Origin of the sequence: Streptomyces sp. NPDC014801 (assembly GCF_043082085.1) — a bacterium.
GTDB lineage: Bacteria > Actinomycetota > Actinomycetes > Streptomycetales > Streptomycetaceae > Streptomyces.
Genome location: NZ_JBIBXG010000008.1, coordinates 329,735 through 343,341, shown reverse-complemented (window position 1 = coordinate 343,341; position 13,607 = coordinate 329,735). Strand labels below are relative to the sequence as shown.

Sequence of the window (13,607 nt, the reverse complement as noted above, 5' to 3'; positions counted from 1 at the left end):
AGGAGGGAGTCGATGCGGAGCATCGGGGACCGACGACAACGCGGCGAGGTGCGGTGCCAGGCGCCGCGAGCCCGGCGTGATCGACGAGACACCCCCTAGGGACGACCACCCCCGCCCGCGCCAGGGTGCCCGCGATCGGTGGGTGTCGTCCGGCCCGCCCTGGATACGCGGACAGGACGGCAGGACGCCCCCGTCCGGAGGGGAAACACGACATGGGCAGCGAGCACAGCGAGCACTCCGAAGCGCATGGCGCGCACAGCTCCGACACGGCCTTGCGGGTCAACGGCAAACCGCACACCCTCACCGTCGACCACCGGCGCACCCTCCTCGACCTGCTGCGCGAGGACCTGGGCCTGACCGGCGCGAAGAAGGGCTGCGACCACGGCCAGTGCGGCGCCTGCACGGTGCTGGTCGACGGGCGCCGCGTCAACGCCTGTCTGCTGCTGGCGGTGACGCTCGACGGCTGCGAGGTGACCACCGTGGAAGGCCTCGCCGGCGACGGGGAGGCACCGCACCCGCTGCAGCGGGCGTTCACCGAGCGCGACGCCTTCCAGTGCGGGTACTGCACACCGGGCCAGATCTGTTCCGCCCTCGGCGCGCTGGCCGAGGCGGCGGCCGGGCATCCCTCGCACGTCACCGACCCGGCGGTGCCCTCCGGCGGCCCGATGGCGCTCAGCCGGGAGGAGATCCGCGAACGGCTCAGCGGCAACCTCTGCCGCTGCGGAGCCTATCCACGCATCGTCGACGCCGTGGAGGACGTGATCCCGTGAAACCCTTCGGCTACGTACGGCCGGGCAGCGTCGCGGAGGCCACCGAGGCGTACGCCGCCCAGCCGGGCGCCCGCTACCTCGGCGGCGGCACCAACCTGGTCGACCTGATGAAGCTCGGCGTGGAGCGGCCCGCCGTCCTCGTCGACGTCACGCGGCTGCCGCTGGCCGGCGTGGAGGAGCTGCCGGACGGCTCGCTGCGGGTCGGCGCGCTGGTCCGCAACAGCGACCTCGCCGCCCACCCCCTGGTCCGCGACCGCTACCCGGCGCTCTCGCAGGCGCTGCTCGCGGGCGCCTCGGGCCAGCTGCGCAACGCCGCCACCACCGGCGGCAACCTGATGCAGCGCACCCGCTGCCCCTACTTCCAGGACCTGTCCAAGCCGTGCAACAAGCGCGAACCGGGCAGCGGCTGCGGCGCCCGCGACGGCGTCCACCGCGACCACGCGGTGCTCGGCCACTCCGCGCAGTGCATCGCGACGCACCCCTCGGACATGGCGGTGGCGCTGGCCGCGCTCGACGCGCGCGTGGAGGTGCACGGGCCCGGTGGCGCCCGGCAGATCGCGGCAGACGTCTTCCACCGGCTGCCCGGGGAGCACCCGGAGCAGGACACGGAGCTGCGGCCGGGCGAGCTGATCACCGCCGTGCTGCTGCCGGCGGCGACGGCCGGGCTGCCCTCGCGCTACCGCAAGGCCCGCGACCGGGCGTCGTACGCCTTCGCGCTGGCGTCCGTCGCCGCGGTGCTGCATGTGACGGACGGGGTCGTCGAGCACGCCGGGATCGCCTTCGGGGCGCTGGCGCACCGGCCCTGGCGCGCCCATCGTGCCGAGGAGGCGCTGCGCGGCGCGGCCCCCACCCCGGCCGCGTTCGAGCACGCCGTGGACCTGGAGCTCGCCGCCGCGCGTCCGCTGCGCGACAACGCCTTCAAGGTGCCCCTCGCCCGCAATCTCGCCGTGGACGTCCTGACCGGCCTCGCCCCGCCCGCCGCGACATGACCGCCGCCGGTTCCCGCGCGCCGGGCCCGCCCGGCACCGGAGCACGGCTCCGGGCCCCGCGCCACGGTGTCCTGGCCCCGGGACACGACCGGACCGGCATCCCTCAGGAGGAGACATGACCGCCACCGCCGTGGGCGCGCCGGCCGAGCGCCGCGAAGCGCGCCTGAAGGTGTCCGGCACCGCCCGCTACGCCGCCGAACACGCCCTGCCGGGCCGCCTGTACGCCCGTCCGGTGCCGGCCACGATCGCGCGCGGCCGGGTCACCGCCGTCGACGCCTCCGCCGCGCTCGCCCTGCCCGGGGTCGTCACGGTGCTCAGCCACGACAACGCGCCGCGCCTGGGCGACGCGGACGATCCGACGCTCGCCGTGCTGCAGGACCCGCGGGTGCCGCACCGCGGCTGGTGCGTGGCCCTGGTAGTGGCCGAAACCCTGGAGGCGGCACGCGCGGGTGCCGCCGCGGTCCGCGTGACGTACACCGAGGAACCGCACGACGTGACCCTCACCGAGGACCATGCGGAGGTGTACGTCCCCGAGAAGGCCAACGGCGGCCACCCGGCGGTGCGGGAACGCGGCGACGCCGACGGGGCGTTCGCCGCGGCGGCCGTCCGCGTGGACGCGACCTACCAGGTGCCGCCGCTGCACAACCACCCGATGGAGCCGCACGCCAGCACCGCCCACTGGGACGGCGACCGGCTCACCGTGTACACCTCCAGCCAGGGCACCTCCGTGGTGCGGATGACGCTGGCGGGGCTGTTCGGGCTGCCGGAGGAGCGGATCTCGGTGGTGGCCGAGCACGTCGGCGGCGGGTTCGGCTCCAAGGGCACCCCGCGCCCGGACGTCGTCCTGGCGGCGATGGCGGCGCGGGAGACCGGACGGCCGGTCACGCTGGCCCTCCCCCGCCGCTTCCTGCCCTGCACCGTCGGCCACCGCGCGCCCACCGTGCAGCGGATGCGGCTCGGGGCCGGCGCCGACGGCCGGCTGACCGCGCTGCTGCACGAGAGCACCACGCACACCTCCCGCATCAAGGAGTTCGTGGAGCAGGCGGCGGTGCCCTCCCGCGTCATGTACGCCGCCCCCGGCAGCCGTACCGTGCACCGGGTCGTCCGGCTCGACGTGCCGACCCCGTCGTGGATGCGGGCGCCCGGCGAGGCGCCCGGGATGTACGCGCTGGAGTCGGCGATGGACGAGCTGGCCTGCGCCCTGGGCATGGACCCGGTGGAGCTGCGGATCGTCAACGAGCCGGAGAGCGAACCGGACAGCGGCAAGCCGTTCAGCAGCCGGCATCTGGTGGAGTGCCTGCGCGAGGGGGCCCGCCGGTTCGGCTGGGCCGAGCGCGACCCACGGCCCGGCTCGCACCGGCAGGGACCGCTGCTGCTCGGCACCGGAGTGGCGGCGGCAACCTACCCCGTCATGGTCCAGCCGTCGACCGCGCGGGCGCACGCCCGTCCCGACGGCACGTACCTCGTCCAGGTCAACGCCACGGACATCGGCACCGGCGCCCGGACGGTGCTCGCACAGGTCGCCGCCGACGCCCTCGGCGTACCGCTCGACCGGGTGGGCATCGAGGTCGGCAGCAGCGACCTGCCGTACGCCTCGCTGGCCGGCGGGTCCTCGGGCAGCGCGTCCTGGGGCTGGGCCGTGCACGAGGCGTGCGCCCGGCTGGGCGAACGCCTCGCCGCCCGCACGGAACCGCTGCCGCCGCAGGGACTGACCGCCGAAGCCGACACCTCCGGCACGGCCGACGCGGACAGCCCGTACGCGCGGCACGTCTTCGGGGCGCACTTCGCCGAGGTCGCCGTCGACACCGTGACCGGCGAGGTCCGGGTGCGCCGGCTGCTCGGGGTGTACGCGGCCGGGCGGATCCTCAACGCCCGTACCGCGCGCTCGCAGTTCGTGGGCGGGATGACGATGGGCCTGGGCATGGCGCTGACCGAGGACAGCACCGTGGACCCGGCGTTCGGCGACTTCGCCCAGTCCGACCTGGCGTCCTACCACGTGCCCGTCAACGCCGACGTGCCCGACATCGAGGCGCACTGGATCGAGGAGGACGACGCCCACCTCAACCCCATGGGCAGCAAGGGCATCGGCGAGATCGGCATCGTCGGCACGGCCGCGGCCGTCGCCAATGCCGTCCACCACGCGACGGGCGTCCGCCTGCGCGACCTCCCGCTGACCCCGGACCGCGTCCTGACGGCCCTGTCCGGCGGCGGCTGACCCGGCGCGGACGGCCGACCGGAAAGGCAGGAGCAGGAGGAGGGACGGCGAAAGGGCGCTTTCCGCGCGGACGGCGGCGGCCGCCTCCGGGTCCTCGGGCCCGTGAGGCGGCCGCCGTCTTCGTCGGGCCTTCCGCCCGCGCCGCCTCACTCGGAGGCGCGCTCCGCCACCGGCGCCAAGGCCGGCTCGGGGCTCAGCTCGAGGTTCGGCTCTGCGCTCGGCTCGGCGCTCGCTCTCCGCCGCGGGGCCTGGCGGGGCGCCGGGCGCTCACCGGCGAGGCGTACGCACAGGGCCGCGAGCGCGGTGAAGGACGCCGCGACCGCGAGGGGGCCCGTGACCCAGGGCGGCGCCGCGGTGAGCGCCAGGGCATGGGTCAGTTCCGCCACATGGACGCGGTCCGCCAGCAGCTGGGCGGCCGCGAGAGCCGCCGGGACCACCACGGCCGCGCCGAGCACGACCAGCAGCGGGCGCCGCAGCGTCAGCAGCAGGGCCAGCACCAGGCACACGGCGGACAGCCCGAAGGCGAGGGCGTACGTCTGCGCGGGCGCACCGTCGCGGTGCAGCGGGAACCAGGCGGCGCCGCACACCGCGAGCACCAGGGCCGCGAGACGTCCGGCCCAGGGCGCGAGGGCGGCGGGCTGCCGCTCCTCGCGCTCCGAAGACACCGGTGTGTCCGCGGCGGCCGCCTCGGCGGGCATCGATTCCGCGTCGGGCTCAGGCTGAGCCGGGCCCGCCGCACGGTGCCGACGCTCGCGGGCCAGGCGCCCGACGAGTTCGACGAGTTCCTCGACGGGGCGTCCGGTGGCGGCGGCGCGCACGGCCTCGTCGCCGCAGTGCGGCTGCGACGGTTCGCGGTAGAGGACGTCCATCAGCCGGGTCACCTCCTCCACGGGGCGGTGCTCGGCCGCGGCGCGGATCATCTCGTCGGCGTCCTCCGCGCGGTGCGGGGGCCGGGAGAGCACCGCGACCAGCCGGCTGACGTCCTCCACGGGGCGGGCGATGCCGACCGCGCGCAGCATGTCTCTGGCCACGCCCGGGTCCCCGGACTCCTGGAGCAGGGTGATCAGCCGGGCGATGTCCTCCAACGACCGCTGTGCCGCGGCGACCTGGAGCAGACCGCCCACGGGATCGGCGCTCTCCACGGCGCCGGACGCGACCGCGTCCTGAGGACGCGCCGGGCCATCGGGCGCGGGCGTGGGGCTGCCGGGAGCCGCCTCCGGAGCCGCCTCCGGGCCGCCGGACGCGGGGGCGGCGTCGGGGACGGCGGACGTCCCGGACGCGGGGGCGGCGTCGGGGACGGCGGCCGTCCCGGCCGCGGCGGGGCGCTCGCCGGACACGGTGGCCGCCGCGACGGCGCCCCCGGCACCGGCAGGGTCGCCCGCGTCCGTGCCCGCGCCCGCACCTGACGTCGCGTCGGCAGCCGGGGTTGGGGCCGCCGGGGCGGCAGCGGCGGCAGGGGCGGCTGCAGCCGGGGCGGCAGGGGCCTCGGCGGGGGCGCCGTCCGCGCCAGGCGGAGGACCCGCGACCGATTCGGTGGCCGGGAAGGCGGCGGCCGGAGAAGCAGCGGCCGGAGAAGCAGCAGCCGGGGAGGCGGCCTCCGCGGCCGGGGCGTAGCCGGCCGCGGCCCGATCCGTCTCCGGGACGACCCCCGCGCCGGCGGAGGTGTCCGCCGCCGGCAGGACGGCCGTGCGCGGGCCGGCCGGCGCGCCGGGTTCGGCAGCCGGCGCGGGACCGCCGGCCGGGCTGCCGTCACGCACCGGATTCCACGCGAAGTCCCCGAAGTCCAAGGACCCGGTCTTCGGGAACGGAGCCGGCCCCGGCGTCACATAGGCAGCCGACGCGAGCGCATCGGGCACCGGCGCCTCCGCGAAGCCCGGCGCCGCAGCCGCGACCGGCCCGGCGTCGGAGAGCGACGGCGCAGCGGCAACCGGCGCACCGTCAGGAACGGCCTGCGCCGGCCCGGGAGCCGGCGTCGCACCGGGCCCCGGACCGGTCCCGGGCGGCGCGGAGCCGGGGTCGGGGCCGGCCGGGTAGGCGGCGCGCGCGGGGCCCGCTGACGGGGACTGGGCCTCGGTGAGGTCGGTCAGGGCAGACGTGGGACGGTCCGGACCGGGCGAAGAGCGGCTGATCATCATGGGCTCTCTCTGAGGGGTGCGGTCGCACCGGGCCCCCGAGCTGCGACACGCGGCTTGCCCTGCCCATTACTAGGGGCACGCACAGCAGTTCGCCACTCCACCGGCGCACCCGTGTGAACTGGGGAACCGCGAGGGGTACAGGAGCCCACCGGAACGCAAGTTCGTGCGCCCCGTTTCCCCCCTCGGAGCGGTACGGCGGCCCGGAAACGGGAATCCGTCAATCGAAAGCGGGGGAAGAGCAGACGCGGCGCGGCGTTCCGCGCAAGGGGAGGACTCGTGGACACGACCACCACGCCCGTCGTCCTGCCGGCCGGCGTTCTGCTCCATCATCCCCACCCGGACGACATCGCCGTACTCCCGCTCGCCGCGCGGCCCGTGTGCCGCCTCGCGGACCGCTCCGCGCCGGCGAGCTGAACCACCGGGAGTTCCCGGCCCCGCACATCCTCTTCACCACCGCGTCACGACGGGCGTCCAGGCCCCACTCCGCGCCGACTACGCAGAGTAAGGAAACCATTCACCCGTTCGATTCGTATAAGTGACTGGAGGTCGCAGGACCGCGCTGGGCCGAGGGGCGCCGCACGGCGGCACCACTTGTTCGATGCAGTACCGATGAGGGAGAGACGATGCAACCGTTCGCGCTCAACTACGCACGCCCCGCTGCGGAGTTGGAGTTCGCCGTTCCGTACACCTACGACTCCGGACTGCAGTTGAACGTGCTCCTGGACGGCCGGATAGCGGCCCGCGACCACGCGCTGCTCCGGGAGCTGGGGACCACGACGTCGACGGCGGGCTCCAAGACCCACTTCGACGACTGAACGCGAGACCGCCGACAATGACCGTGCTGATCCTCACCTGTGAAGAGGACGTGACGGCGGACATGGTGGTGGTCCACCTGAACGCCGCCGCGGTGCCGGTGGTCCGGCTCGACCCCGCCGACCTCACCGACGGCGTCGCGCTGTCCGGGGAGTACGTCCACGGGGCGTTCCGGGGCCATCTGTCCTCCGGGGGGCGGCTGGTGAGCCTCGACGGCCTGCGTTCCGTGTGGGTGCGCAGGCCCGGAGCCCCGGCCGGGCGGGCGCCGCACGCGTCGGCCTGGCTGACGGAGGAGTCCGGGCAGGCGCTGTACGGCATGCTCCGCGGCAGCGGGGCGCGGTGGATGAACCACCCGGACGCGGCCCGCCGCGCCCGGCACAAGCCCTGGCAACTGCACCTGGCCCAGCGCTGCGGGCTGCCCGTCCCGGCCACGCTGATCACGACGTTCCCGCAGGCGGCCCGGGAGTTCGCCGAACGCTTTCCGGACCTGGTCGTCAAACCGGTCTCGGGCGCGCATCCGCAGGATCCGCCTCGGGCCGTGCCGACCAGCCGGGTGGCGCCGGACACCGACTTCTCGGCCGTCGCCTACGGCCCCACGCTGCTGCAGCGCCGGATCGCGAAGCGGGCCGACATCCGGCTGACCGCCGTCGGCGAACGGCTGCTGGCGGCCCGCAAGCCGGCCGATCCGCAGGCGGATCCGGACCTGGTGGACGTCCGTTTCGACGCCTCCGGCACGCTCTGGGAGCCGGCGGAGGTGCCGCCGCGGGTGGCGCAGGCCGTGCGCCGCTATCTGGAGCAGGCCGAACTGGCGTACGGGGCCTTCGACTTCGCCGAGGACGGCGACGGCACCTGGTGGTTCCTGGAGTGCAACCAGTCGGGTCAGTTCGGCTTCGTGGAAGTGGACACGGGCCAGCCGATCGCCCGCGCCATCGCCGAGTGGCTGGGGCGGCCCGTCGCGGACCAGCGGCCCCAGCACGTCGACTGCACCGGCTCCGCCCGGCCCTGACGGGCAGGGACGGCCGGTGCGCGGGTCACCGCGGTGGGGGTCACCCCGGTCAGGTCACCGGTGGCCGGATCAACGTGGCCGGTCACCGCGCTCGGTCACCGGGCTCGGTCACTGCGGTCGCGGGCCGGGGAGCATGGCCGTGCGCTGCCAGCCGGCGCCGGGGTGATGGGGGCGCGGGGACGGGTCGGGGTAGCCCGGAGACCGCAGCGGGCGCAGGACGAGTTCCAGCTCCCGGTTCACGCGCTCGGCCTCCCGGCGCACCTCGGCGGGCACGTCTCCGCACTCGGCGATCAGTCGGTCGTAGATGGGGGAATCGTGGAACACCCGGCGCCTTTCCTCTCAGGGCCCCTGTGGTGGGCCGGAGGTCGAGTCTAGGCGCCCTGGCGCACGCCGGGGTGCGTTACCCCGCAGTCCCCCGCAGCGGCGATCGGGCCGGTACGGGGGACCGAAGGGAAAAGTGCGGGGTCAGACCGCGAGCGACAGGCCGTTGTCCCCGTCGGTCTCACTGGGCTGAGGCTGTGGCCGGGTCGCGGCCAGAAGCAGGGCGTCCGCCTTGGCGATCGCGTCGTACACACTCGTCGTACCCATCAGGACGCACAGGGTGTAGCTCACGTCCTCCAACTCCCGGGCCGTCGCCGGCCTCTCCCTCTCCGCCTGGGCGATCTTGAGTGATGCGTACTGGGTCAGCAGATGCCTGACGACCTTCGGGTCCGGAACCAGCACGGAGCTCCCCTCTCTCGATTTTTGCTCCGTATGCCCCGCCCTGGCAGGATCATGCACGCCTTCCGCGTTCATCAGCAGGATTTACGGCGATGACGGGCCGTGGCGCCCAAAAATGTCACGCACGGGTCGCGGAACCATCACGGCACGGCCACGTCCGCCGAATTCACCCGAACCGTGGGCACGAGGCGGCGAACCGCTTCCCCCGGCGCCGTGGGCAGTTGTGCACGGCGCATGACTCTCTGTCTACGAACGGTGTCCGCCGATGAGTTGGTCCGCCCGCGCCCTGTGCGCGCTCTACGTCACCACCAGCGCCGGCCTGGCCTGGACGGCCGTCCTGGAGTTCGGTCACGGTCCCGCCTGGGCCGCCTGCCTGTTCAGCGCCGCGAGCCTGGTGCCGCTGATCGCCCTGGTCCGCGAGACGGAACGGCCCCGCCCCGGCCGCACCGCCGCTCCGGCGCCGCGCACCGACGGCACGGACGCGCTGGTGCGCGCGGAACTGCGGGCCGCCTGCTGCGAACGCTGGTGGACCAGCCTGGGCACGGCCCACGACACGACCTGCCGTCAGCACATCCACCGCAGCAGCGCGGCCTGAGGCTCCGGGGCCAGGAGGCCGGGCGACCGCCTCGCTCAGTGGCCGCCCGTGCCCGCCGCGCCGCGTCCCGTCCGTCCCGCCCTCACGCCACCTGGGCCGCGTGCAGCGCCGTGTACGCGCCGCCGCGAGGGAGGAGTTCGTCGTGGGTGCCGGTCTCCAGCACGCGGCCGTCGCCCATCACGACGATCCGGTCGGCGCCGCGGACCGTGGACAGGCGGTGGGCGACGACGAAGGTGGTGCGGCCGTGCAGCAGCCGGGCGAGCGCCTGCTGCACCAGCGCCTCGGAGCGGGTGTCGAGCGCCGAGGTCGCCTCGTCCAGGATCAGCACCTTGGGGTCGCGGATCAGCGCCCGGGCGATGGCGAGCCGCTGACGCTGACCGCCCGACAGCCGCGCGCCGTGCTCGCCGACCAGGGTGTCCAGGCCCTGCGGCAGCCGGTCGACGAACTCCAGCGCGTTGGCGTCGCGCAGCGCCGCCCGCACGGCCTCCTCGTCGGCCTCGTCCTCCATGCCGTAGGCGACGTTCTCCCGGATGGTGCCGTCGAACAGGATCGACTCCTGCGGGACGACCGAGACGAACCGGCGGTAGGTGCGCAGGTCGAGCCCGGCCATGTCGGTGCCGTCCAGCAGCAGCCGTCCGGAGGTGGGCCGGATGAAGCCGATGACGAGGTTCAGCACGGTGGACTTGCCCGCGCCGGACGCGCCGACCAGGGCGACGGTCTCGCCGGGGGCGACGGAGAGGGTGAGGTCGCGCACCGCGGACCGGCCGCCGTCGTAGGCGTAGCCGACCTGTTCGAAGGTGATGGCGCCGCGCAGCGAGGCCAGTTCGGCCTTGCCCTCGTTGTCCTCCAGTTCGGGCGCCTGGAGCACCTCACCGACGGAGCGGACCGACTCCAGTCCCTTGGTGATGACGGGGGCGAGACCGGCCAGGGTGGTGGTGGAGTTGGTGAGCGTGGTGAGGAACGCGCTGAGCATGACGACGTCGCCCGGGCTCACGCCCCACATGTCGTAGTACGACACGAGGGCCGCGCCCGCGAGGACGAGGACGCCGACGACGTTGAGGACCACCCAGGACAGCGAGCCGAAGCGGCCGTTGACGAGGTCGAGGCGCATGCCGGAGTTCAGCAGGCGGCGCAGGGTGCCGTCCATGCGGCGCAGCGCCTTGCCCTCCAGGCCGTGGGCGCGGGTGACCGGGATGAGCCGGGTCATCTCGGTGACGCGGGAGGACAGGGCCTCCACCTCGTGCCGGAAGTTCTCGTTGTGGGTGCGCAGCCGGGCCCGCAGCCGGGCGACGAGCAGGGCGGCGGCCGGGACGACGACGAGGAAGACCGGCAGGAACTCCGGGGTGCGCAAGGCGATGATGACGAGTCCGCCGGCCAGCACGGTGAGCGCGCCCAGGCCCAGCTCGGCGGTCTGCTGGACCATCTGCTCGACCGTTTCGACGTCGCGCACCACCTTGGCCTGCAGCACGCCCGCGCTGACCCGGGAGTGGTAGCCGATGGACAGCTGCTGCATTCGCGTGCACAGCGCCGAGCGCAGGGTGGTGCCCATGCGCCGCACGCTGCCGTAGAGAAGGCGGACGTAGAGCAGGTGCAGCGGGTAGTTGACGACCAGGATGAACAGGATGATCCCCGTCGAGGTTGCCATCCGGTCCACCGGTCCGTGCTGGACGACCGTGTCGATGATGGACGCGGTGATCAGCGGCAGCAGCCAGATCGGGCTGTGCTTGACGGTGAAGACGACGACCGCGGCGGCGAGGCGCGGACGGTCGGCGCGCAGGAGGTAGGCGAGCGTGCGGAGCGGGTGTTCGTCCCGGTAGCGGTGGTCGAGGGGTCTGTCGAGCGACGACGCCATCGGCGGTGGCCTTCCCAGTGCGGAGTAGGGGCGGTAAGCGCTTTCTCCAACGCTGGGACCACGACTACACCAGTCGCGGCACGCTCACACCCGCTGTCCGCTGCCTGAGACGTGCGATCCCCACTCGCCGAGCGCGCGCGCCAGTTCGGTGGTGGCCCGGGTGATGTCCGCGTCGCCCTCGGCCATCAGATGGCGCAGCGCCCCGCGCCGCTCGCGCACGGCCTGGCGGGCGGCCCGCTCCCAGGTCACGTGGTTCTCGCGGTGGTTGAGGAGCTTGGGGTAGGCGGCCGCGGTGCTCTCCCACTGCCGGGCGTCGGCGATGCTCCTGAGCAGCTGGATGATCTGGGCCCGGCAGGTCACCTGGGGCAGCTGGGCCAGTTCCCACAGGAACGGGACGGTGGCGGCGGTGGCCTGTTCGACCACGAACCCGTACTGGCAGATGCGTTTCCGCACATCCTCCAGCGCGGCGCGGGCCGTGGCGGCGTCTCCCCAGGCGATCTTGTTCAGCAGCAGCGGGATCGCCGCCGCGGAGCCGGTGGAGTCCTTGATCTCCGCCCACGGCACCTGCCCGAGGCCGGCGAGCGGCGCCGGCCTCGCCGCCGGGGCGGCGGGGGCGTCGCGATCCGTGCGCGGTGTGCTCTGCTGTCCGGTCGGAGCGGTGCGCATGACGTGGGGCCTTTCCACGGCGGTCGGGTCAGCTCGCAGGGGCCTGTCGGCCCGGGAGGCCGGACGAGGTGCCGGCCGTGTGCCTCGCATGCCCGCCCAGCCCGGCACCGCCCGCTGCTCGCGGCGCTGTCCGGGCAGGTGAGAGCACGCTTTCTCCCTGAAACGACGTCAGGACCGGGCGTCGACCGGAGGGTTGACGCCACGGCTATTATCCACGCAGACGGCGCTCGCGTGCAATTGCACGAGAAATTGCGTCGTTAAATTGCGCCGACGGGATCGGTCACGGCAAGGAGACTGTGATGCCACCAGTACGCAACGGAGTGCGGGCCAGTTCCCTGGAAGCCCGCTGGATGAAAAGCGGGCACAGCAACGCCGAGGGCAACTGCGTGGAGGTGGCCGCACTGACCGAGGGCGGGGTGGCGATGCGCAACTCCCGTGACCCGGACGGACCCGCGCTGATCTACACGGCCGCGGAGGTGGCGGCGTTCCTGGCCGGGGCCAAGGACGGCGAGTTCGACCACCTGGTGTAGCCCCTGGCGTCTCGGATCACTCCGGCGTCGCGGGGTCCGGCCCGCACACGCCTCGCCCGGGTCGGCCGGCATGCACCGGCTCTCGCGGCGGACCTGATCCGAACGAGAGGGTGACGAGAGGGTGTGGCGGGAGGGCTCCGATCCGGCACCGGTCCGGAGCCCAACTCGCCCGTTTCCGGCGGAGAATGGGTCGCCTCGGCAACGAGTGCGATATCCTGGCCACCAGGTCTGCCGGTCCACGGGGAGTGAAGGATGTCCGCTGAGTCGCGTCGCACCTCCCGGCTCGAGACGTATCTGGACCGGTCGGAACCCGCGCCGACCCTGCTGAAGATGCTGGTCGGCGTCCAGTTGGCCGGTCTGCGCGAGGACGCGGGACTCTCCCAGGACCAGGCCGCCAAGGCCCTCGGCTTCAGCGGCGCCAAGCTGTCCCGCATCGAGTCCGGCAAGGGACGCAGGCCGCCGACCGAGAGCGATGTGCGCGCCCTGCTCCAGCTGTACGGCAGCGGCGACTACGAGTCGTCCGTGCTGCTGAAGCTGTTGCAGCGGGCCGGTGAGCCCGGCTGGTGGCAGCGCTACGACAAGCGGCTGATGCCGGAGTGGTTCGACCGGCTGGTCGGGCTGCAGGAGGCGGCGGCCACCATCCGCACCTTCGAGATCCAGTACGTCCCCGGACTGCTGCAGACGGCCGCCTACACCGAGGCGGTGGTCAAGCGCGGCCTGCCCAACGCGCCGGCGGCCGAGGTGCGGCGCCGCGTGGAGCTGCGGATGCGCCGGGCCGAGCTGCTCAGCCGCGAAGAGCCGCCGCAGCTGTGGGCGATCATCGACGAATCGGTCCTGCTCCGGGTGCTGGGCGGCAAGGACGTCATGCGGGAGCAGCTCGACCATCTGATCAAGATGGCGGAGCAGCCGCACGTGACCCTGCAGGTGGTGCCGCTGGACGTGACCGACGCGTCGGCGCCCGCGATCCCGGTCACCTATCTGCGCTTCGGCGGCCTCGACCTGCCGGACGTGGTCTATCTGGAGCACATCCGCAGCGCGAACTTCCTCGAGGACCGCGACGAGACCGAGGAGTACCGCTTCGCGCTCGACCGCCTCGCCGACGAGGCCCTCAAGCCGCGCGAGACGATCGACCTGCTGCGCGCGACCATGGAGAGCCGCTACGCCTAAGCCGGCCCCGGGCCGGTGACACGGCGGCCGGTGACACGGCGACGGCACGGCGGCCGGTGACCGCGCCGGAGGCCGAGCCGCCGCCGCAGGCTGCCGGTGGGCCGGTCGCCGGGTGATCTACGAGCACACCGGCAGGGTGCCGGACGTGC

At 74.3% G+C, this 13,607-nt stretch carries 14 protein-coding genes; 9 read left to right on the top strand and 5 right to left on the bottom strand.

The features are described 5' to 3' along the window. The first annotated feature begins 212 nt into the window (after nucleotides 1–212). The 3 genes from ACF1AL_RS21475 (at nucleotide 213) to ACF1AL_RS21465 (ending at nucleotide 3,974) form a co-directional block, all read left to right on the top strand. On the top strand, nucleotides 213–770 hold the full coding sequence (locus ACF1AL_RS21475) for a (2Fe-2S)-binding protein (protein ID WP_391826904.1): 558 nt from the start codon (nucleotides 213–215) through the stop codon (nucleotides 768–770). Continuing rightward, the gene (locus ACF1AL_RS21470) at nucleotides 767–1,759 is read left to right on the top strand and encodes a xanthine dehydrogenase family protein subunit M (RefSeq protein ID WP_366838639.1); all 993 of its coding nucleotides are present in this window, start codon (nucleotides 767–769) and stop codon (nucleotides 1,757–1,759) included. Before ACF1AL_RS21475 ends, ACF1AL_RS21470 begins: the two co-directional genes overlap by 4 nt. Nucleotides 1,760–1,874: 115 nt before the next feature. Further along, nucleotides 1,875–3,974 carry a xanthine dehydrogenase family protein molybdopterin-binding subunit gene (locus tag ACF1AL_RS21465; RefSeq protein ID WP_391826902.1) on the top strand — a complete coding sequence of 700 codons (2,100 nt, stop codon included), beginning with the start codon at nucleotides 1,875–1,877 and terminating at the stop codon, nucleotides 3,972–3,974. A 146-nt stretch (nucleotides 3,975–4,120) separates the two neighbouring features. On the opposite strand, the gene ACF1AL_RS21460 is transcribed toward ACF1AL_RS21465, so the two are convergent. Next, the gene (locus ACF1AL_RS21460; RefSeq protein WP_391826900.1) at nucleotides 4,121–5,311 is read right to left on the bottom strand and encodes a hypothetical protein; all 1,191 of its coding nucleotides are present in this window, start codon (nucleotides 5,309–5,311) and stop codon (nucleotides 4,121–4,123) included. A gap of 1,074 nt (nucleotides 5,312–6,385) precedes the next feature. Here ACF1AL_RS21460 and ACF1AL_RS21455 point away from each other — a divergent pair. The 3 genes from ACF1AL_RS21455 (at nucleotide 6,386) to tgmB (ending at nucleotide 7,928) form a co-directional block, all read left to right on the top strand. Further along, nucleotides 6,386–6,523, top strand: a complete 138-nt coding sequence (locus ACF1AL_RS21455) for a hypothetical protein (protein ID WP_391700356.1) — start codon at nucleotides 6,386–6,388, stop codon at nucleotides 6,521–6,523. Between the two features lie 209 nt (nucleotides 6,524–6,732). Continuing rightward, nucleotides 6,733–6,924: a putative ATP-grasp-modified RiPP gene (tgmA, locus tag ACF1AL_RS21450; RefSeq protein WP_366838635.1), complete on the top strand. Its 192-nt coding sequence runs from the start codon at nucleotides 6,733–6,735 to the stop codon at nucleotides 6,922–6,924. Between the two features lie 17 nt (nucleotides 6,925–6,941). Continuing rightward, nucleotides 6,942–7,928 (top strand): ATP-grasp ribosomal peptide maturase, encoded by a 987-nt coding sequence (tgmB, locus tag ACF1AL_RS21445; protein ID WP_391826898.1) that lies wholly within the window; start codon nucleotides 6,942–6,944, stop codon nucleotides 7,926–7,928. Between the two features lie 108 nt (nucleotides 7,929–8,036). Here the strand turns inward: tgmB and ACF1AL_RS21440 are convergent, their stop codons facing one another. Continuing rightward, nucleotides 8,037–8,252 (bottom strand): hypothetical protein, encoded by a 216-nt coding sequence (locus ACF1AL_RS21440; protein WP_366838633.1) that lies wholly within the window; start codon nucleotides 8,250–8,252, stop codon nucleotides 8,037–8,039. 141 nt (nucleotides 8,253–8,393) lie between these two features. Further along, nucleotides 8,394–8,651 carry a DUF5133 domain-containing protein gene (locus ACF1AL_RS21435; RefSeq protein ID WP_366838632.1) on the bottom strand — a complete coding sequence of 86 codons (258 nt, stop codon included), beginning with the start codon at nucleotides 8,649–8,651 and terminating at the stop codon, nucleotides 8,394–8,396. A gap of 262 nt (nucleotides 8,652–8,913) precedes the next feature. Here ACF1AL_RS21435 and ACF1AL_RS21430 point away from each other — a divergent pair, with 262 nt between their 5' ends. Continuing rightward, complete coding sequence (locus tag ACF1AL_RS21430) at nucleotides 8,914–9,243, top strand: hypothetical protein (RefSeq protein ID WP_366838631.1); 330 nt, start codon at nucleotides 8,914–8,916, stop codon at nucleotides 9,241–9,243. Between the two features lie 82 nt (nucleotides 9,244–9,325). On the opposite strand, the gene ACF1AL_RS21425 is transcribed toward ACF1AL_RS21430, so the two are convergent. Both ACF1AL_RS21425 and ACF1AL_RS21420 read right to left on the bottom strand, forming a co-directional pair. After that, a complete protein-coding gene (locus tag ACF1AL_RS21425) occupies nucleotides 9,326–11,095 on the bottom strand; it encodes an ABC transporter ATP-binding protein (protein ID WP_391826896.1) in 1,770 nt (589 codons plus the stop codon). 84 nt (nucleotides 11,096–11,179) lie between these two features. Further along, nucleotides 11,180–11,761 (bottom strand): hypothetical protein, encoded by a 582-nt coding sequence (locus ACF1AL_RS21420; protein ID WP_366838629.1) that lies wholly within the window; start codon nucleotides 11,759–11,761, stop codon nucleotides 11,180–11,182. Between the two features lie 299 nt (nucleotides 11,762–12,060). Between ACF1AL_RS21420 and ACF1AL_RS21415 the strand changes: the two genes are divergently transcribed. Then, nucleotides 12,061–12,291 (top strand): DUF397 domain-containing protein, encoded by a 231-nt coding sequence (locus ACF1AL_RS21415; protein WP_391826894.1) that lies wholly within the window; start codon nucleotides 12,061–12,063, stop codon nucleotides 12,289–12,291. A 252-nt stretch (nucleotides 12,292–12,543) separates the two neighbouring features. Beyond that, nucleotides 12,544–13,458, top strand: coding sequence for a helix-turn-helix transcriptional regulator (locus ACF1AL_RS21410; RefSeq protein WP_366838627.1), 915 nt, complete (start codon nucleotides 12,544–12,546; stop codon nucleotides 13,456–13,458). Nucleotides 13,459–13,607 lie beyond the last annotated feature (149 nt).

Bases quoted from the DNA above. Each gene is read 5' to 3' on its own strand.
- ACF1AL_RS21415 (WP_391826894.1), top strand. From the start codon at position 12,061: ATGCCACCAGTACGCAACGGAGTGCGGGCCAGTTCCCTGGAAGCCCGC.
- tgmA (WP_366838635.1), top strand. From the start codon at position 6,733: ATGCAACCGTTCGCGCTCAACTACGCACGCCCCGCTGCGGAGTTGGAG.
- ACF1AL_RS21410 (WP_366838627.1), top strand. From the start codon at position 12,544: ATGTCCGCTGAGTCGCGTCGCACCTCCCGGCTCGAGACGTATCTGGAC.
- ACF1AL_RS21465 (WP_391826902.1), top strand. From the start codon at position 1,875: ATGACCGCCACCGCCGTGGGCGCGCCGGCCGAGCGCCGCGAAGCGCGC.
- tgmB (WP_391826898.1), top strand. From the start codon at position 6,942: ATGACCGTGCTGATCCTCACCTGTGAAGAGGACGTGACGGCGGACATG.
- ACF1AL_RS21420 (WP_366838629.1), bottom strand. From the start codon at position 11,761: ATGCGCACCGCTCCGACCGGACAGCAGAGCACACCGCGCACGGATCGC.
- ACF1AL_RS21430 (WP_366838631.1), top strand. From the start codon at position 8,914: ATGAGTTGGTCCGCCCGCGCCCTGTGCGCGCTCTACGTCACCACCAGC.
- ACF1AL_RS21475 (WP_391826904.1), top strand. From the start codon at position 213: ATGGGCAGCGAGCACAGCGAGCACTCCGAAGCGCATGGCGCGCACAGC.
- ACF1AL_RS21425 (WP_391826896.1), bottom strand. From the start codon at position 11,095: ATGGCGTCGTCGCTCGACAGACCCCTCGACCACCGCTACCGGGACGAA.